This is a genomic window from Pseudomonas sp. p21 (genome assembly GCF_001642705.1).
Lineage (GTDB): Bacteria > Pseudomonadota > Gammaproteobacteria > Pseudomonadales > Pseudomonadaceae > Aquipseudomonas.
On the sequence record NZ_LWBV01000002.1, the window covers coordinates 780,148 to 798,708 of the forward strand.

Annotated in this window: 19 protein-coding genes; 4 read left to right on the top strand and 15 right to left on the bottom strand. The window is 59.3% G+C overall.

Annotation, left to right across the window (positions count from 1 at the left end; all coding sequences use genetic code 11):
• Positions 1-10: 10 nt before the first annotated feature.
• The 15 genes from A4C63_RS08490 to A4C63_RS26250 form a co-directional block, all read right to left on the bottom strand.
• Positions 11-547 (bottom strand): F0F1 ATP synthase subunit delta, encoded by a 537-nt coding sequence (locus A4C63_RS08490; protein WP_003253191.1) that lies wholly within the window; start codon positions 545-547, stop codon positions 11-13.
• Between the two features lie 12 nt (positions 548-559).
• Positions 560-1,030, bottom strand: a complete 471-nt coding sequence (locus A4C63_RS08495; RefSeq protein WP_003260032.1) for a F0F1 ATP synthase subunit B — start codon at positions 1,028-1,030, stop codon at positions 560-562.
• Positions 1,031-1,089: 59 nt separating this feature from the next.
• Positions 1,090-1,347, bottom strand: a complete 258-nt coding sequence (gene atpE / locus A4C63_RS08500; RefSeq protein WP_003097235.1) for a F0F1 ATP synthase subunit C — start codon at positions 1,345-1,347, stop codon at positions 1,090-1,092.
• Positions 1,348-1,491: 144 nt separating this feature from the next.
• Positions 1,492-2,361, bottom strand: a complete 870-nt coding sequence (atpB, locus tag A4C63_RS08505; RefSeq protein WP_054901223.1) for a F0F1 ATP synthase subunit A — start codon at positions 2,359-2,361, stop codon at positions 1,492-1,494.
• Between the two features lie 16 nt (positions 2,362-2,377).
• A complete protein-coding gene (locus A4C63_RS08510; protein WP_008092225.1) occupies positions 2,378-2,785 on the bottom strand; it encodes a F0F1 ATP synthase subunit I in 408 nt (135 codons plus the stop codon).
• Between the two features lie 148 nt (positions 2,786-2,933).
• Complete coding sequence (locus A4C63_RS08515; protein ID WP_003260029.1) at positions 2,934-3,806, bottom strand: ParB/RepB/Spo0J family partition protein; 873 nt, start codon at positions 3,804-3,806, stop codon at positions 2,934-2,936.
• Between the two features lie 9 nt (positions 3,807-3,815).
• Positions 3,816-4,607, bottom strand: coding sequence for a ParA family protein (locus A4C63_RS08520; protein ID WP_012274913.1), 792 nt, complete (start codon positions 4,605-4,607; stop codon positions 3,816-3,818).
• Between the two features lie 18 nt (positions 4,608-4,625).
• Complete coding sequence (gene rsmG, locus A4C63_RS08525; protein ID WP_003260025.1) at positions 4,626-5,276, bottom strand: 16S rRNA (guanine(527)-N(7))-methyltransferase RsmG; 651 nt, start codon at positions 5,274-5,276, stop codon at positions 4,626-4,628.
• The gene (mnmG, locus tag A4C63_RS08530) at positions 5,273-7,165 is read right to left on the bottom strand and encodes a tRNA uridine-5-carboxymethylaminomethyl(34) synthesis enzyme MnmG (RefSeq protein WP_063912414.1); all 1,893 of its coding nucleotides are present in this window, start codon (positions 7,163-7,165) and stop codon (positions 5,273-5,275) included. Before mnmG ends, rsmG begins: the two co-directional genes overlap by 4 nt.
• A 616-nt stretch (positions 7,166-7,781) precedes the next feature.
• Positions 7,782-9,152: a tRNA uridine-5-carboxymethylaminomethyl(34) synthesis GTPase MnmE gene (mnmE, locus tag A4C63_RS08535; RefSeq protein WP_063912290.1), complete on the bottom strand. Its 1,371-nt coding sequence runs from the start codon at positions 9,150-9,152 to the stop codon at positions 7,782-7,784.
• Positions 9,153-9,240: 88 nt separating this feature from the next.
• Positions 9,241-10,923 carry a membrane protein insertase YidC gene (gene yidC, locus A4C63_RS08540; RefSeq protein WP_063912291.1) on the bottom strand — a complete coding sequence of 561 codons (1,683 nt, stop codon included), beginning with the start codon at positions 10,921-10,923 and terminating at the stop codon, positions 9,241-9,243.
• 2 nt (positions 10,924-10,925) lie between these two features.
• On the bottom strand, positions 10,926-11,171 hold the full coding sequence (gene yidD / locus A4C63_RS25445) for a membrane protein insertion efficiency factor YidD (protein ID WP_015268406.1): 246 nt from the start codon (positions 11,169-11,171) through the stop codon (positions 10,926-10,928).
• Positions 11,164-11,568, bottom strand: coding sequence for a ribonuclease P protein component (gene rnpA / locus A4C63_RS25450; protein WP_082888282.1), 405 nt, complete (start codon positions 11,566-11,568; stop codon positions 11,164-11,166). Before rnpA ends, yidD begins: the two co-directional genes overlap by 8 nt.
• Before the next feature lie 13 nt (positions 11,569-11,581).
• On the bottom strand, positions 11,582-11,716 hold the full coding sequence (gene rpmH / locus A4C63_RS25455; protein WP_003253163.1) for a 50S ribosomal protein L34: 135 nt from the start codon (positions 11,714-11,716) through the stop codon (positions 11,582-11,584).
• A gap of 85 nt (positions 11,717-11,801) precedes the next feature.
• Complete coding sequence (locus A4C63_RS26250) at positions 11,802-12,143, bottom strand: hypothetical protein (protein ID WP_156510854.1); 342 nt, start codon at positions 12,141-12,143, stop codon at positions 11,802-11,804.
• 168 nt (positions 12,144-12,311) lie between these two features.
• Here A4C63_RS26250 and dnaA point away from each other — a divergent pair, with 168 nt between their 5' ends.
• Genes dnaA through gyrB form a run of 4 tightly spaced genes read left to right on the top strand, consistent with a single transcriptional unit; the run spans position 12,312 to position 18,538 of the window.
• Entirely contained in the window at positions 12,312-13,850 is a 1,539-nt protein-coding gene (gene dnaA, locus A4C63_RS08550) for a chromosomal replication initiator protein DnaA (RefSeq protein WP_063912293.1), read from the top strand.
• Between the two features lie 40 nt (positions 13,851-13,890).
• Positions 13,891-14,994 (top strand): DNA polymerase III subunit beta, encoded by a 1,104-nt coding sequence (dnaN, locus tag A4C63_RS08555; RefSeq protein ID WP_003260019.1) that lies wholly within the window; start codon positions 13,891-13,893, stop codon positions 14,992-14,994.
• A 15-nt stretch (positions 14,995-15,009) separates the two neighbouring features.
• Positions 15,010-16,113: a DNA replication/repair protein RecF gene (gene recF / locus A4C63_RS08560; RefSeq protein WP_063912294.1), complete on the top strand. Its 1,104-nt coding sequence runs from the start codon at positions 15,010-15,012 to the stop codon at positions 16,111-16,113.
• A 4-nt stretch (positions 16,114-16,117) separates the two neighbouring features.
• Positions 16,118-18,538: a DNA topoisomerase (ATP-hydrolyzing) subunit B gene (gene gyrB / locus A4C63_RS08565; protein WP_063912295.1), complete on the top strand. Its 2,421-nt coding sequence runs from the start codon at positions 16,118-16,120 to the stop codon at positions 18,536-18,538.
• Positions 18,539-18,561 lie beyond the last annotated feature (23 nt).

The window sequence follows — 18,561 nt, forward strand, 5'->3', positions numbered from 1 at the left end:
CCCTTCAAACTCAAGATTTCAATGCTTCGGCCAGTTTCGCGATCTTGCCGCGAACCGAGCCATCGATTACCAGGTCACCGGCGCGGATGACGACGCCGCCAATCAGGCTGGCATCCTCCGACGCGTGCAGGCGCACTTCCTGGCCTAACCGTGCACTGAGAACCTTGGCGAGTTTGTCTTGCTGTTCTTGGTTCAACGCGAAGGCACTGGTGACTTCCACGTCCACGGATTTCTCTTGCTCGGCCTTGTACAGGTCGAACAGGGCGGCAATCTCCGGCAGAAGCAGGAGACGGTCGTTTTCCGCGGCAACATGAATGAAATTCTGTGCCTGTGCATTGAACTTGTCACCGCACACGTCAATGAACGTGGCGGCCTTTTCTGCGCTCGTCAGTCGCGGGGCCTTGAGCAGGCGCTGCATGGTGTCGTCTTGCGACACCGCAGCAGCCAGGCCGAGCATGGCTGACCAATTGGCCAGTTGCTGATGGGCCTGGGCATGCTCAAAGGCAGCCTTAGCGTAAGGTCGGGCCAACGTGGTCAGTTCTGCCATGATCGCCCTCGCTTAAATTTCAGCGGCCAGTTTGTTAACCAGCTCCGCATGCGCGTTTTGATCGATTGTGGCGCCAAGGATCTTTTCAGCACCGCCAACAGCCAGGGCACCCACTTGGGCACGCAGGGCGTCTTTAGCGCTGTTCAGTTCCTGTTCGATCTCGGCCAGAGCCTGAGCCTTCACACGGTCAGCTTCGACGCGGGCCTGATCACGGGCTTCCTCGACAAGCTGAGCAGCGCGTTTCTTGCTTTGCTCAATGATTTCGGCTGCCTGTGCTTTAGCTTCACGCAGTTGCTGACCCGCTTTCTCTTGGGCCAGCTCCAGGTCGCGAGCTGCGCGGTTGGCAGCGTCCAAGCCGTCGGCAATCTTCTTTTGGCGCTCTTGCAGGGCAGTGATGACCGGAGGCCATACATACTTCATGCAGAAGAGTACAAAAATCAGAAAAGCAACGGATTGGCCAATCAGGGTTGCATTAATGTTCACGCCAACACCTCGCTCGGTCTTTGGTTCATCACAGCTATCAACTCGTGGTTAACGAGTGATTAGCCGGCGATTTGACCAACGAACGGATTCGCGAAGGTGAAGAACAGAGCGATACCAACACCGATCATGGTTACGGCGTCGAGCAGACCGGCAACGATGAACATTTTAACCTGCAGCATTGGAACCATTTCTGGCTGGCGAGCAGCGCCTTCCAGGAATTTGCCGCCCAGCAGGCCGAAACCAATGGCGGTACCCAGAGCACCCAGGCCGATCAGCAGAGCAACAGCGATAGCGGTCAGACCAACTACAGTTTCCATCTTTCCTCCCGACTTTTACGTCGTATTGGTTAGGTTTTTAAGTTGAAGCGGTAAAACAAATCGTTTGGTACAGCATGCCCTTGCGGACTTTTTGAGCCCTCCCCCCGAACAGGCGAAGAAGGCTATCAGACACGCCAGGCGGTCTTAATGGTTATCTTCGTGGGCCATCGACAGGTAGACGATGGTCAGCATCATGAAGATGAAAGCTTGCAGGGTGATGATCAGGATGTGGAACACAGCCCACGCCCACTGCAGCACCACACCCAGGCCGCTGAGCCAGAGGATGCCGGCGCCGAACATCACGGCGATCAGGATGAACACCAGCTCGCCGGCGTACATGTTGCCGAACAGACGCAGTGCCAGCGAGATCGGCTTGGCGATCAGGGTGACGAATTCCAGCAGGAAATTGACCGGAATCAGCAGGATCTGCACGAAGATGTTCTTGCTGCCGAACGGGTGCAGGGTCAGCTCACCGATGAAGCCGCCCAGGCCCTTGACCTTGATGCTGTAGAAGATGATCAGGGCGAACACGCTGAAGGCCATGGCCAGGGTCGCGTTCGGGTCGGTGGTCGACACGGCGCGGAACGGAATGTGCGGGTCACCGGAGATCAGGATGGCCAGCTGAGGAATCCAGTCGACCGGTACCAGGTCGATGGCGTTCATCAGGAACACCCAGACGAAAATGGTCAGCGCCAGCGGGGCGATTACCGGGCTACGGCCGTGGAAGGAGTCCTTCACGCTGCCGTTGACGAAGTCCACCAGCACTTCAACGAAGTTCTGCAGGCCGCCAGGTTGGCCGGAAGTCGCCTTCTTGGCCGCCATGCGGAAGATGAACAGGAAGATCAGACCCAGCGCGACGGACCAACCCAGGGTGTCCAGGTGGAACGCCCAGAAGCCCATTGCCTTGGCTTCTGCAGCCGAATGGGCGAAGCCCCAGCTGCCGTCTGGTAGTTGACCGTAGGTCAGGTTCTGCAAGTGGTGCTGGATATAGCCCGAAGCGGTTTCTGCTGCCATGGTTGCCTCAAACGCCCTAAGGTCTCGAAAGTCTTTTATTCATCAGCAGGGGCGCGAACCAGCTGACCAAAAGGGTCAACACGAAGACGCCGAATACTGCTAACGGCGCCAGTGGCTTCACTCCTGCGAAGGTCAGTGCAAAAAGCACTGCCGTCAAAATCATCTTGCCTGCCTCGCCAGCGTAGAACGACTTGACGATGGCTTGTGCCGCCCGGGCCCCGCTGAAGCGAAAAGCCTTCCAGGCGAAATACACATTGGGTAGCCAGGCAATCAAACCTCCGCAAAGGCCTGAATATCCACTGACCGCCCCTTTCCACTGCCACAACACCAACGTTGCCAGCAGCAGTACGACGAATTGAGCCAGCAGTACCGGGAAAACCGCCCAGCGATGGAAAGGCAGGCGGTTTGGCGTGCGGATTTCCATCACAACTGCTCCTCGGAAGTCGACCAACAAGTCAGTTATGACTTGGCATAATTTGTGCCGACAAAATGCGCGCAGAGTATAGGGGTGGATTAACCCCTATTCAACTCTTCGTAGTGATTTCCGACTGCGCGCTACAACGGGAATTGTTTCAACGGATGTGAGCAAGCACGCCTTGCAACTCGTCAAGCGAGTTGTAGCGAATAACCAACTGGCCTTTGCCCTTGTTGCCATGACGGATCTGCACGGCCGAGCCCAGACGCTCTGCGAGCCGCTGTTCAAGGCGTGCGATATCCGGATCAGGTTTGCTCGGTTCGACCGGATCAGGCTTGTCGCTGAGCCACTGACGGACCAGTGCCTCGGTTTGGCGCACGGTGAGGCCGCGTGCGACAACATGACGCGCCCCCTCCTCCTGACGGTGTTCTTCCAGGCCGAGCAATGCACGGGCGTGGCCCATCTCCAGGTCGCCATGGGCGAGCATGGTCTTGATCGCATCGGGCAGGGTGATCAGGCGCAGCAGGTTGGCCACGGTTACCCGCGACTTGCCCACGGCATCGGCCACCTGTTGCTGGGTGAGCTCGAACTCCTGCTGCAAGCGCTGCAGGGCCAGGGCTTCTTCCAGCGGGTTGAGGTCTTCGCGCTGGATGTTCTCGATCAGCGCCATGGCGATGGCGGCTTCGTCGGGCACTTCGCGGACCATGGCCGGGATCTTGTCCAGGCCAGCCTGCTGGGTGGCGCGCCAGCGGCGCTCACCGGCGATGATCTCGTAGCGGTTGCCATCGATCGGGCGCACCACGATCGGCTGCATCACGCCATGGTTGCGAATCGAGTGCGCGAGCTCTTCCAGCGCCTCCGGGTCCATGTCCCGGCGTGGCTGGTACTTGCCACGCTGGATCAGCTCGACCGGCAGGTGTTGCAGTTCTTTCTGGTCGATCTTCACAGCCTGCTCTTCGAGCGCGCTGACGGAAGGACCACTGAGCAGTGCATCCAACCCACGTCCGAGACCCCGTTTCTTGACGGCCATACGGATTCCTTAAGTTGTTTGTGCAGTGCGTGATTGACGGCGTTGACGGCGTACCAGTTCCCCAGCCAGGGCCAGATAAGCCAGCGCGCCGCGCGATTGCTTGTCGTAGGCCAGGGCCGGCATGCCGAAACTCGGGGCCTCGGCCAGGCGAATGTTGCGCGGTATGACCGTGTCGTACAGTTGCGGGCCAAAGTGCTCCTTCAGCTGCGCAGAGACATCGTTGTTCAGGCTCAGACGCGGATCGTACATGGTCCGCAACAGGCCTTCGATCTTCAGCTCCGGGTTCAACCGGGCGGCGATGCGCTTGATGTTATCCACAAGGTCGCTGAGACCTTCCAGTGCGTAGTACTCGCACTGCATCGGGATGATCACGCCATCGGAGGCGACCAAGGCGTTTAGCGTGAGCATCGACAGCGACGGCGGGCAGTCGATGAGGATGTAGTCGTAGTTCTCGCGAATCGGTGCCAGGGCGTTGCGCAGGCGGCTCTCCTTGACCTGCATTTCCAGCAGCACCACTTCGGCGGCGGTCAGGTCACGGTTGGCCGGCAGCAACTGGAAACCACCGTGCTCGGAGTAATGCATGGCCTGGGCCAGGTCGCATTCCCCGATCAACAGGTCGTAGACCGAGTGCTCGAGCTCGTGCTTGTCCACACCGCTGCCCATGGTGGCGTTGCCCTGCGGATCGAGGTCGATCAGCAGCACACGACGCTTGGTCGCGGCCAGCGAGGCGGCGAGATTGATACAGGTGGTTGTCTTGCCCACACCACCTTTCTGGTTCGCGATTGCGAATACCTTAGCCATTGTTGCGTGTGTTCCCAGTCATGCCTTGCGGCGCAGTATCAGCAGATGGCGCTGGCCCTGGCAACCTGGAACGGTCAGGGCCTGCTCGCTTTCCACTGTGAAGTCTGCGGGCAATGCTACCAGTTCATCGGCAGGATGCAGCCCCTTCATTGCAAGCCATTGCGTCCCGGTGTCGCCCAGGTGGCGGGTCCAGTTGGTGAAGTTCTCCATGCTGCTGAAGGCGCGAGAGATGATTCCGCTGAACGGTTGTGCCGGCTGGAAGGCTTCGACCCGACTGTGGATAACCGTGAGGTTGTCCAGCTTGAGCTCCATTTTCACCTGGGTCAGGAAGCGGGTCTTTTTGCCATTGGCGTCCAGCACCGTCACGCGCTTGTGCGGATGCAGGATAGCCAACGGGATGCCGGGCATGCCACCGCCACTGCCGACATCCAGCCAGTTGTCACGCTCGCTGTGGATAAACGGCATGACACTGAGGCTGTCGAGCAGGTGGCGCGACACCATCTCGTCAGGGTCGCGCACGGCGGTGAGGTTGTAGGCTTTGTTCCATTTGATCAACAGGGCCAGGTAGCCGAGCAGCTTTTCGTGATGCTCGGCGCTCAGCTCGACACCGAGCTGGCGCGCACCTGTGGACAACTCTTCAGCGTGTTGCGGGGTGACCAGGGAACTCAAGCGCTTTGCTCCAATTCGCGGCCAGCGCCGCGTTTTTTCAAGTGAATCAGCAACAGGGAAATCGCCGCCGGGGTCACGCCCGGGATGCGCGAAGCCTGACCCAGGGTTTCCGGGCGGGTCTGGCCCAACTTGCCCTGGATTTCCTTGGACAGGCCGGAAATCGTCGAGTAATCGATATCCACAGGCAGTCGGGTATCTTCGCTGGCACGCAGGCGGGCGATTTCATCCTGCTGGCGGTCGATGTAACCGGCGTACTTGGTGCGGATTTCGACCTGCTCGGCGACCTGTGGATCGATCGCTTCGCCGCCGGTTGCCTCGATCAGCCCGGCGTAGTCGATTTCCGGACGCGCCAGCAGGTTGAGCAAGCTGTACTCGTGGCTGAGCGGTGTGCCGAACTTATCCACAACGGCTTGGCCTTGCTCGGTGTTCGGGCGTACCCAGGTCGACTTCAAGCGCTGTTCCTCGCGCTCGATGCCGTCGCGCTTGGCGCAGAAAGCGGCCCAGCGCTGGTCGTCGATCAGGCCAAGTTCGCGGCCCTTTTCGGTCAGGCGCAGGTCGGCGTTGTCTTCGCGCAGGATCAGGCGGTACTCGGCACGCGAAGTGAACATGCGGTACGGCTCCTGGGTACCCAGGGTAATCAGGTCGTCGACCAGTACGCCGATGTACGCCTCGTCGCGGCGTGGGCACCAGCTGTCACGGCCCTGCGCCCGCAGGGCGGCGTTGGTCCCGGCCAGCAGGCCCTGGGCGCCGGCTTCTTCGTAACCGGTGGTGCCATTGATCTGGCCGGCGAAGAACAGGCCGCCGATGACTTTGGTCTCGAGGCTGTACTTGAGGTCGCGCGGGTCGAAGTAGTCGTATTCGATGGCATAGCCCGGGCGCACGATGTGGGCATTTTCCATGCCGCGGATCGAACGCACCAGTTCCAGCTGCACGTCGAACGGCAGCGAAGTGGAAATACCGTTGGGGTACAGCTCATGGGTGGTCAGGCCTTCCGGCTCGATGAACACCTGGTGGCTTTCCTTGTCGGCGAAGCGGTGGATCTTGTCTTCGATCGACGGGCAGTAGCGCGGGCCGACACCTTCGATCACGCCCGAGTACATCGGCGAACGGTCGAGGTTAGAGGCGATGATCTCGTGGGTGCGCGCATTGGTGTGGGTAATCCAGCAGCTCACCTGGCGCGGGTGCATCTGGGCATTGCCCATGAACGACATGACCGGGATCGGCGTATCACCTGGCTGCTCGGTCATTACCGAGAAGTCCACCGAACGGCCGTCGATGCGTGGCGGGGTACCGGTTTTCAGGCGACCTACGCGCAGCGGCAGTTCACGCATGCGGTGGGCCAGGGCGATCGAAGGGGGATCACCAGCGCGACCACCGGAATGGTTTTGCAGACCAATGTGGATAAGCCCGCCGAGGAAGGTACCGGTGGTCAGTACCACCGATTCGGCGAAGAAACGCAGGCCCATCTGGGTTACCACGCCTTTGACCTGGTCCTGCTCGACGATCAGGTCGTCGCAGGACTGCTGGAATATCCACAGGTTCGGCTGGTTTTCCAGGATTTCACGCACCACGGCCTTGTAAATGGCGCGGTCGGCCTGTGCTCGGGTAGCGCGTACGGCTGGGCCCTTGCGGTTGTTCAGAACGCGGAACTGGATGCCGCTCTTGTCGGTGGCCAGCGCCATGGCGCCGCCGAGGGCATCGATCTCTTTGACCAGATGGCTTTTGCCAATACCGCCGATGGCGGGGTTGCAGCTCATGTGACCGAGGGTTTCCACGTTATGGGTCAGCAGCAGGGTTTTCACACCCATGCGTGCAGACGCAAGCGCAGCCTCGGTACCGGCATGGCCGCCGCCGATGACGATCACTTCAAAACGGGAAGGGAAATCCACCACGCACCTCGTGCCTGTTTTGCGAATAGAGAAGGTAAGCGGACAAGTATAGGGACTTCCCCCCCTTTAAAGAAACCGTCTGAGCAAAATTTGACCAGTCTGTGGATGAGTGGCAGACAACAGAAATCAAAGAGGAAAAATTTAAAAAAGCTTTGTTTTTATGTTTATTCTTATGCACAAGGCTATCTGTGGATAAGGTTATGCAGGCCTTTATCCATGCTGCATAGAGCAAAATTAAACCCTGTGGCTGGAGTGCCATGAGGGCTATGGATAACGCGATTTAGCCTGTGGATTAAATGGCTGTTTACCCACAAGCGGGTTTGTCCTCAGCAAAAAGGCCTGCTTATCAACGGAGCTCAATGCGAGTTTTCCACAGGGCTCCTGCGCGCGGTATTCAGCCTGAAAATGAAAGACATCCCCGAGCTGGGGCCAGATATGGACAAGGTGGGAGCGGGCGAGCCCGCGAATGTGTCGGTACAGTCACCGAGATTCAGTGCTTGTAAGGGCCTTTTCGCGGGCATGCCCGCTCCCACAGGTAATCGGTACGCCTGACAATTTGAGGGCAAAAAAAAAGCCGCTCCCGAAGGAGCGGCTCTTGGCCTTGCCTGGCTGTGGATTACTTGCCGATGCAGAAGCTGGAGAAAATCCGCCCCAGCAGATCATCCGAGCTGAATGCCCCGGTAATCTCCCCCAGGGCCTGCTGCGCCTGCCGCAGGTCTTCCGCCAACAGCTCGCCCGCGCCAGCCAGGGTCAGCTGTGCGCGGCCATGCTCCAGGTGCTCGCTGGCCTGGCGCAGGGCATCCAGATGGCGCCGGCGGGCGCTGAAACCACTCTCAGCCGTCTGTTCATAACCCATGCAGGCCTTCAGGTGGTCGCGCAGCAGCTGCAGCCCTGCGTCGTCCCCTTTGGCACTGAGGGTGATCGTCACATGGCCGTCATCGCACTGCTCCAGCGCGACCCGTTCACCACTCAGGTCGGCCTTGTTGCGAATCAGCGTGACCTTGGCCGGGTCTGGCCGCTGGTCGAGAAATTCGGGCCACAGGGCGAACGGGTCGCTGGCCTCAGGCGCGGTGGAGTCCACCACCAACAACACGCGGTCTGCCTCGCCAATGGCCTTCAGCGCGCGTTCCACGCCGATCTTTTCCACATGGTCATCGGTGTCGCGCAGGCCGGCAGTATCGACCACGTGCAGCGGCATGCCGTCGATGTGGATATGTTCGCGCAGGATGTCCCGCGTGGTCCCGGCAATATCGGTGACGATGGCCGCTTCCCGACCGGCCAGTTGGTTCAGCAAGCTCGACTTGCCGGCATTCGGCCGGCCGGCGATGACCACGGTCATGCCATCACGCAGCAAGGCCCCCTGCCCGGCTTCACGCTGTACTTTGGACAACTCGCCGCGCACCGTATCGAGCATCGCCAGCACATGACCATCGGCGAGGAAGTCGATTTCCTCCTCGGGGAAGTCGATCGCCGCCTCGACGTAGATGCGCAGGGCAATCAACGCCTCGGTCAGGAATTGCACGCGCTTGGAGAACTCCCCCTGCAGCGAGCGCAGGGCATTGCGCGCGGCCTGGCTGGAGCTGGCCTCGATCAGGTCGGCAATGGCTTCGGCCTGGGCCAGGTCGAGCTTGTCGTTTAGGAACGCACGCTCGCTGAACTCGCCCGGCCGGGCCAGCCGGCAACCGACTTGTACACAGCGCTGCAGCAGCATATCCAGCACCACCGGGCCACCGTGGCCCTGCAGTTCCAGCACATCCTCGCCGGTGAACGAATTCGGCCCGGGGAAGAACAGCGCGATGCCTTCGTCCAGTACCAGCCCTTCCTCGTCGCGGAACGGGCCGTAATGGGCGTGGCGCGGGGTAAGCGTACGGCCGGTGATCAACTGGCCGGCCTTGGCAGCCAGAGGGCCGGACAACCTGACAATACCCACACCGCCGCGGCCCTGGGCGGTGGCGATGGCGGCGATGGTTTCACGCACAGTGTTCATGCTCGAAAGCCTCTACGACAAAAACGACAGATAGCAAAAACGCCCCACTAGGGGGCGTTTTTTATTCACAGGCTAGCGCAGTAGCCTGTCAAGCAGCAGCTTTTTTGCTGGCTGCTTCGATGCTGCGGGTGATGTACCACTGCTGTGCGATCGACAGGCAGTTGTTCACAACCCAGTACAGCACCAGACCAGCCGGGAACCACAGGAAGAAGAAGGTGAAGATGATCGGCATCATTTTCATCACCTTGGCCTGCATCGGATCCGGCGGCGTCGGGTTCAGGCGCTGCTGGATGAACATGGTGGCGCCCATGATGATCGGCAGGATGAAGAACGGATCCTTGATCGACAGGTCGGTAATCCACAGCATCCATGGGGCCTGGCGCATTTCCACGCTTTCCAGCAGTACCCAGTACAGGGCCAGGAACACCGGCATCTGCACCAGGATCGGCAGGCAGCCGCCCAGCGGGTTGATCTTCTCTTTCTTGTACAGCTCCATCATCGCCTGGGACATCTTCTGGCGATCGTCACCGAAGCGTTCCTTCAGTGCAGCGAGCTTCGGCGCAACGGCACGCATGCGCGCCATCGAACGGTAGCTGGCAGCCGACAGCGGGAAGAACAAGCCTTTGATCAGCATGGTCAGCACGATGATCGACCAGCCCCAGTTACCCAGCAGGCTGTGGATATGTTGCAGCAGCCAGAAGATCGGCTGGGCGATGAACCACAGGAAGCCGTAGTCGACGGTCAGTTCCAGGCCTGGGGACAACTCTTTCAGCTTGGACTGGATTTTCGGGCCGGCGTACAGCATGGCACTGGTTTCGACCTTGCCGCCAGCAGGCACGCTGATGGCCGGGCCGGTGTAGCCGATGATGTAGTTGCCCTGGCTGTCCTTGCGGGTCTGGACAACGTTGTTGTCCGACTTGGCCGGAATCCAGGCGGTCACGAAGTAGTGCTGCAGCCAGGCAACCCAGCCGCCAGACACATTTTCTTTCAAACTACCTTTGTCGATGTCCTTCATCGAGACCTTTTTGTAAGGCTCGGAAGCTGTCCACAGGGCGGCGCCCAGGTAGGTAGCGGTGCCGGTGGCGGTGCTCGACGACGGATCGGAGCTGGCGTCACGCTTGAGCTGGGCAAACATGTTGCCGCTCCAAGTCTGGCCGCTCTGGTTGTCGATCAGGTAGCTGACGGTCAGGTCGTACTCGCCGCGCTTGAAGCTGAAGCGCTTGATGTAGTTGACGCCGTTGTCGCTGAACTTCAGGTCGACCACCAGTTGCTGCTGGCCATCGGCCAACTGGTAACCCTTCTTGTCGGCAGCGTACAGCGGGCGACCGGCAGGACGAGCATCCGGACCGTTGACGCCAGTCAGGCCGCTTTGTGCCAGGTAGACACGCTCGCCACCGTTGTCGAACAGCTGGAACGGAATGTCCGGGTGATCCTGGCGACGTGGGTACTGCGGCAGGTTCAGCTGGACGATGTCACCACCGACCGGATCGATAGCCAGCTCCAGGACATCGGTCTTGACCCGGATCAGGTCCTTGCTGACCGCGACCGGCGCCAGTTCGGCTGCGCTGGTTTCGGCGTTGGCACTTGGTACATCGGCGCTGGCGCCGGCATTACCGGCCGGTACGCCATCCGGCAAGCCCGGGGCAACAGTGCTGGCAGCAGTATTCTGAGTCGGCAGGGCAGCCTGGCCGTAGTCCTGGTTCCACTTGAGGACCATGACGTAGGACACGATTGCCAGGGCGACGATCAGGATCGTGCGTTTAATATCCATGATTACTCGGCTATCGAAGAAGTTCGGGAGGAAGGAGCGGGAGGAACGGGATCGAAACCGCCGTCGTTCCACGGATGACAACGCCCCAGGCGACGAACGGCTAGCCACCCACCACGCCAGAGGCCGTGGTTTTCGATGGCTTCATAAGCGTAACAGGAGCAACTGGGGAAGAAACGACAGTGATTGGCCATCAGAGGACTAATGGCATAACGGTAAAACTGGATCGGAACGAGCGCCAGTTTACGCATCTTGACTGTCTACCCCTGCGGAATTGGCAGTCGCTGCTGGAGCGGGCCGGCTGCGCGCCAGGCGTTTCCAGAGTTTGCCAAAGTGTTGGTGCAATTCCGGGTTTTCTATCTCACCCAATCCCTTGCGCGCGACGATCACGATGTCCAACCCGGCAAGCAATTGCTGGTTCAGACGAAAGGAATCGCGCATCAAGCGCTTGAGGCGGTTGCGTTGAACGGCGAGCTTGACGCTCTTCTTGCCGATCACCAGGCCAAGGCGTGGGTGATCGAGGCCGTTCTCGCGAGCAAGGATCAGCAGGTTTTTCCCTGGAACCTTGCCGGTTGGGGAGTCGAAGACCGCTTTGAAATGTCGGGGTGTAAGCAGTCGCTTTTCCCGACTGAAGTCCTGACTCACCACCTGTGCCGAAAAATCAAATGGCCAGACGCTTACGGCCTTTGGCACGACGACGCGACAGAACAGCGCGGCCGTTCTTGGTAGCCATACGGGCACGGAAGCCGTGGGTGCGCGCGCGCTTGATGGTGCTTGGTTGGAAAGTACGTTTCATGGCGTATTACCTGGTTTGTCGACAACGGGCCGGGATGGCCCCCTTTTTAAGAGACCGGCGATTCTAGAGAAAGCAAGCCCGTAGGTCAATTTCCAACCAGTCTTTCCATATAGAGCACGTGATGGACGGTGCGTGCTTGTCCATCACCAGGGGGTGCTTGATCGGACACACGAATTGGGGACAACATGAAAAAAAAGAAGAGACATATAAAAAGCTTTTCTGAAGAATCTATAAATCTTAAGTGGATAACCTTCTGTGGATAACCTTCTTGAGGCCATAAAATACGCGCTGTACAGAGTTTTACAACTGTGTTCTCAACCGGTGCTGCGCTTGTTTTCTTCGTGGTTAAAAGCTGTGGATGAAAACGTCGCTTATCCACAGTCGAGTTATCAACAGGCCTGACCCCAGGGTTGTGCATAGCGCTCATGACCGCTTATCCACAGGGCTTATTCACAGTGCCGCGAAGTCGTTTCGGTCGATAAATGGCTGTTTTGTCATGGTTCCTAGCGTGTCCACATGTGGATAACTGAACGCTCGACCGGTACAATGGCGGTTTGTTTTTGCCTCATCCGGCTTTCAAACTCAGGGGATATCCGTGTCAGTGGAACTTTGGCAGCAGTGCGTGGAGCTTCTGCGCGATGAACTGCCTGCCCAGCAATTCAACACCTGGATCCGTCCGCTACAGGTCGAAGCCGAAGGCGACGAGTTGCGCGTCTATGCGCCTAACCGTTTCGTTCTCGATTGGGTCAATGAAAAGTACCTGGGGCGCTTGCTCGAGCTGTTGGGCGAAAACGGCAGCGGTATTGCGCCTGCCCTTTCCTTGTTGATCGGCAGCCGCCGCAGCTCGGCACCACGAGCGGCGCCCAACGCACCAGTGAGTGCCGCCGTGGCCGCTTCGCTGGCGCACACCCAGGCGCAGAGCCAGACACAGAAGGCAGTGCCGGCAGTGGTCGAACCGGTAGCCGTGGCAGCGGCCGAGCCTGTGCTGGTCGATGAACTGGCCGAGCCATCTTCGCGTGACAGCTTCGATGCCATGGCCGATCCGGCTCCGGCGACGGCCGGCAGTGCCCGGACAGAACAGCGCACCGTGCAAGTTGAAGGCGCGCTCAAGCACACCAGCTACCTGAACCGCACCTTCACCTTCGACACCTTCGTCGAAGGTAAGTCGAACCAGCTGGCGCGCGCGGCTGCCTGGCAGGTGGCCGACAACCCCAAGCATGGCTACAACCCGCTCTTCCTTTATGGTGGTGTGGGCCTGGGTAAAACCCACCTCATGCATGCTGTGGGTAACCACCTGCTGAAGAAGAACCCGAACGCCAAGGTCGTGTACCTGCATTCGGAGCGCTTCGTCGCGGACATGGTCAAGGCGCTGCAGCTCAACGCCATCAACGAATTCAAGCGCTTCTACCGCTCGGTGGATGCGTTGTTGATCGACGATATCCAGTTCTTCGCCCGTAAAGAGCGCTCGCAGGAAGAGTTTTTCCACACCTTCAACGCCTTGCTCGAGGGCGGCCAGCAGGTAATCCTTACCTCTGACCGCTACCCCAAGGAGATCGAAGGCCTGGAAGAGCGTCTGAAGTCGCGCTTTGGTTGGGGCCTGACGGTGGCCGTCGAGCCACCAGAGCTGGAAACTCGCGTGGCAATCCTGATGAAGAAGGCCGACCAGGCCAAGGTCGAACTGCCGCATGACGCAGCCTTCTTCATTGCCCAGCGTATCCGTTCCAACGTCCGCGAACTGGAAGGTGCATTGAAGCGGGTGATCGCTCACTCGCACTTCATGGGCCGCGACATCACCATCGAGCTGATCCGTGAGTCGCTCAAGGACCTGCTGGCGCTGCAAGACAAGCTGGTCAGTGTGGATAACATCCAGCGTACCGTCGCCGAGTACTACAAGATCAAGATCTCCGATCTGTTGTCCAAGCGTCGTTCGCGTTCCGTGGCGCGTCCACGTCAGGTAGCCATGGCCCTGTCCAAGGAGCTGACCAACCACAGTCTGCCGGAAATCGGCGACATGTTCGGTGGTCGCGACCATACGACCGTGCTGCACGCCTGCCGCAAGATCAACGAACTTAAGGAATCCGACGCGGACATCCGCGAGGACTACAAGAACCTGCTGCGGACGCTGACGACCTGATGGCCGTCTGCGCAGCTAATTGAAGGCAAGGGACTAGACCATGCATTTCACCATTCAACGCGAAGCCCTGTTGAAACCCCTGCAACTGGTCGCCGGTGTCGTCGAGCGCCGTCAGACCTTGCCGGTCCTGTCCAACGTATTGCTGGTCGTGCAAGGCCAGCAACTGTCGTTGACTGGTACCGACCTGGAAGTCGAGCTGGTAGGCCGCGTGCAACTGGAAGAGCCGGCCGAGCCTGGCGAAATCACTGTCCCGGCGCGCAAGCTGATGGACATTTGCAAAAGCCTGCCGAACGATGCCCTGATCGATATCAAGGTTGACGAGCAGAAACTGTTGGTCAAGGCCGGCCGCAGCCGCTTTACCCTGTCGACCCTGCCAGCCAATGACTTCCCGACCGTGGAAGAAGGCCCGGGCTCGCTGACCTGCAACCTGGAACAGAGCAAGCTGCGCCGCCTGATCGAGCGCACCAGTTTCGCCATGGCCCAGCAGGATGTGCGCTACTACCTGAACGGTATGCTGCTGGAGGTTTCCCGCAACACCCTGCGTGCTGTGTCCACCGACGGCCACCGCCTGGCGCTGTGCTCCATGAGCGCGCCCATCGAGCAGGATGATCGCCATCAGGTCATCGTGCCACGCAAAGGTATCCTCGAACTGGCGCGCCTGCTGACCGACCCGGAAGGCATGGTGAGCATCGTCCTGGGCCAGCACCACATCCGCGCCACCACCGGTGAGTTCACCTTCACCTCCAAGCTGGTGGACGGCAAGTTCCCGGACTACGAGCGCGTACTGCCCAAGGGTGGTGACAAGCTGGTGGTCGGTGACCGCCAGGCGCTGCGTGAAGCCTTTAGCCGTACTGCGATTCTTTCCAACGAAAAGTACCGCGGTATACGCCTGCAACTGGCTGCTGGCCAACTGAAGATCCAGGCCAACAACCCCGAGCAGGAAGAAGCTGAAGAAGAAATCAGCGTGGACTACGAAGGTAGCTCGCTGGAAATCGGCTTCAACGTCAGCTACCTGCTGGACGTGCTGGGCGTGATGACTACCGAGCAAGTTCGTCTGATCCTGTCCGATTCCAACAGCAGTGCGCTGCTGCAGGAAGCTGGCAATGACGATTCTTCCTACGTTGTCATGCCGATGCGCCTGTAACCCGTAGCAGGCGAAATGTCCCTTCGACGTATCATTGTCACCGCGGTGCGCAACTTGCACCCGGTGACACTCTCACCCTCCCCCCGCATCAACATCCTTTACGGCGCCAACGGCAGCGGCAAGACCAGCGTGCTTGAAGCCGTGCACTTGCTCGGGCTGGCGCGCTCATTCCGCAGCACCCGCCTGAACCCGGTTATCCAGTACGAACAGCCTGCCTGTACCGTGTTCGGCGAAGTGCAATTAGCCGAGGGTGGCAGCAGCAACCTGGGTGTATCCCGGGAGCGGCAAGGGGAGTTCACTATTCGCATCGATGGGCAGAACGCGCGCAGCGCAGCGCAGTTGGCTGAGTTGCTACCGCTCCAGCTCATCAACCCAGACAGTTTCCGCCTGTTGGAAGGTGCTCCGAAAATACGCCGCCAGTTCCTGGATTGGGGAGTGTTCCACGTGGAACCTCGTTTCCTGCCTGCCTGGCAACGACTGCAGAAGGCACTGCGGCAGCGGAACTCATGGTTGCGGCATGGTACACTTGACCCAGCTTCGCAAGCCGCCTGGGACCGGGAATTGTGCCTGGCCAGCGCGGAAATAGATGAATACCGTCGCAACTACATCAAGGCCTTGAAGCCCGTCTTCGAGCGAACCCTGAGCGAACTGGTCGAGCTGGACGGGTTGACCCTGAGCTACTACCGAGGCTGGGACAAGGACCGGGAACTGCAAGAAGTACTCGCCTCCTCTCTCCTTCGCGATCAGCAGATGGGCCACACCCAGGCCGGTCCGCAGCGTGCTGATCTGCGTCTTCGTCTGGCTGCCAACAACGCAGCCGACATCCTGTCGCGTGGTCAGCAAAAGCTGGTGGTGTGCGCATTGCGCATTGCCCAAGGCCACCTCGTTAGTCAGGCTCGCCGCGGTCACTGTATTTATCTCGTGGATGACTTGCCGTCCGAACTGGACGACCAGCATCGCCGCGCGCTGTGTCGCTTGCTTGAAGAATTACGCTGCCAGGTGTTCATCACCTGTGTAGATCACGAATTACTGAGGGACGGCTGGCAGACGGAAACGCCAGTTGCTTTGTTCCACGTGGAACAAGGCTGTATCACCCAGACCCACGACCATCGGGAGTGAATGCATGAGCGAAAATCAAACGTACGACTCCTCCAGCATCAAGGTGCTGAAAGGTTTGGATGCCGTGCGCAAGCGCCCCGGCATGTACATTGGCGACACCGATGATGGCAGCGGCCTGCACCACATGGTCTTCGAGGTGGTCGACAACTCGATCGACGAAGCCCTCGCCGGTCACTGCGATGACATCACCGTCATCATCCACCCGGACGAATCCATCAGTGTGCGCGACAACGGTCGCGGCATTCCGGTCGACGTGCATAAAGAAGAAGGCGTTTCCGCAGCCGAGGTCATCATGACCGTGCTGCACGCTGGCGGTAAATTCGACGACAACTCCTACAAGGTATCCGGTGGTCTGCACGGCGTAGGTGTTTCTGTTGTGAACGCCCTGTCCGAGAAACTGGTACTGACCGTTCGCCGTAGCGGCAAAATCTGGGAACAGACCTACGTTCACGGTGTTCCACAGGCGCCGATGGCAGTTGTCGGTGACAGCGAAAGCACTGGTACCCACATCCACTTCAAGCCATCGGCTGAAACCTTCAAGAACATTCACTTCAGCTGGGACATCCTGGCCAAGCGTATCCGCGAGCTGTCGTTCCTCAACTCGGGCGTTGGCATCCTGCTGAAGGATGAGCGCAGCGGTAAGGAAGAGTTCTTCAAGTACGAAGGCGGCCTGCGCGCATTCGTCGAATACCTGAATACCAACAAGACCCCGGTCAACTCCCAGGTATTCCACTTCAACGTCCAGCGTGACGATGGCGTGGGTGTTGAAGTCGCCCTGCAGTGGAACGACAGCTTCAACGAAAACCTGCTGTGCTTCACCAACAACATTCCGCAGCGCGACGGCGGTACTCACCTGGTGGGCTTCCGTTCCTCGCTGACCCGTAGCCTGAACAGCTACATCGAACAGGAAGGCCTGGCCAAGAAGAACAAGGTCGCGACTACTGGCGACGACGCCCGTGAAGGCCTGACCGCGATCATCTCGGTGAAGGTACCGGACCCTAAGTTCAGCTCACAGACCAAGGACAAGCTGGTCTCCTCGGAGGTGAAAACCGCCGTGGAACAGGAGATGAACAAGTACTTCGCCGACTTCCTGCTGGAAAACCCGAACGAGGCCAAGGCCGTCGTTGGCAAGATGATCGACGCGGCCCGTGCCCGTGAAGCGGCACGTAAAGCTCGTGAGATGACTCGTCGCAAAGGTGCGCTGGATATCGCCGGCTTGCCAGGCAAACTGGCGGACTGCCAGGAAAAGGACCCTGCCCTTTCCGAACTGTACCTGGTGGAGGGTGACTCCGCGGGTGGCTCGGCCAAGCAAGGCCGCAACCGTCGTACTCAGGCGATCCTGCCGTTGAAGGGTAAAATCCTCAACGTCGAGAAAGCGCGCTTCGACAAGATGATCTCGTCCCAGGAAGTGGGCACGCTGATCACTGCGCTGGGCTGTGGTATCGGCCGCGAAGAGTACAACATCGACAAGCTGCGTTATCACAACATCATCATCATGACCGATGCTGACGTTGACGGTTCGCACATCCGTACACTGCTGCTGACCTTCTTCTTCCGTCAGCTGCCGGAGCTGGTCGAGCGTGGCTACATCTACATTGCCCAGCCACCGCTGTACAAGGTGAAGAAAGGCAAGCAGGAGCAGTACATCAAGGACGACGAGGCCATGGAAGAGTACATGACCCAGTCGGCCCTGGAAGATGCCAGCCTGCACCTGGACGAGTCGGCGCCAGCGGTTTCCGGTGTGCAGCTGGAAGCACTGGTGAATGAATTCCGTAGCGTCATGAAGACCCTGAAGCGCCTGTCGCGCTTGTACCCGGAAGAGCTGACCGAGCACTTCATCTACCTGCCGGAGGTGAGCCTGGAGCAGCTGGGTGACCACGCTGTGATGCAAGCCTGGTTGGCCCAGTTCCAGGAGCGTCTGAACAACAGCCAGAAGTCCGGCCTGGTTTACAAAGCCAGCCTGCGCGAAGACAAAGAGCGCAACGTATGGTTGCCAGAAGTGGAAATTACCTCCCACGGCCTGGCCAGCTATGTCACCTTCAACCGGGACTTCTTCGGCAGCAATGACTACCGTACCGTAGTCAACATTGGTGCCAAGCTGTCCAGCTTGTTGGGCGAAGGTGCTTACGTGCAGCGCGGTGAGCGCCGCAAGGCAATCGTCGAGTTCAAGGAAGGCCTGGATTGGCTGATGAACGAGACCACCAAGCGACACACCATTCAGCGATACAAAGGGCTGGGTGAGATGAACCCGGACCAGCTGTGGGAAACCACCATGGACCCGACCGTTCGCCGTATGCTCAAGGTCACCATCGAGGATGCGATCGCTGCCGACCAGATCTTCAACACCCTGATGGGTGATGCAGTCGAGCCGCGTCGTGACTTCATTGAAAGCAACGCGTTGTCGGTGTCGAACCTGGACTTCTGATCCGGTGTAGATCGCCAGACACT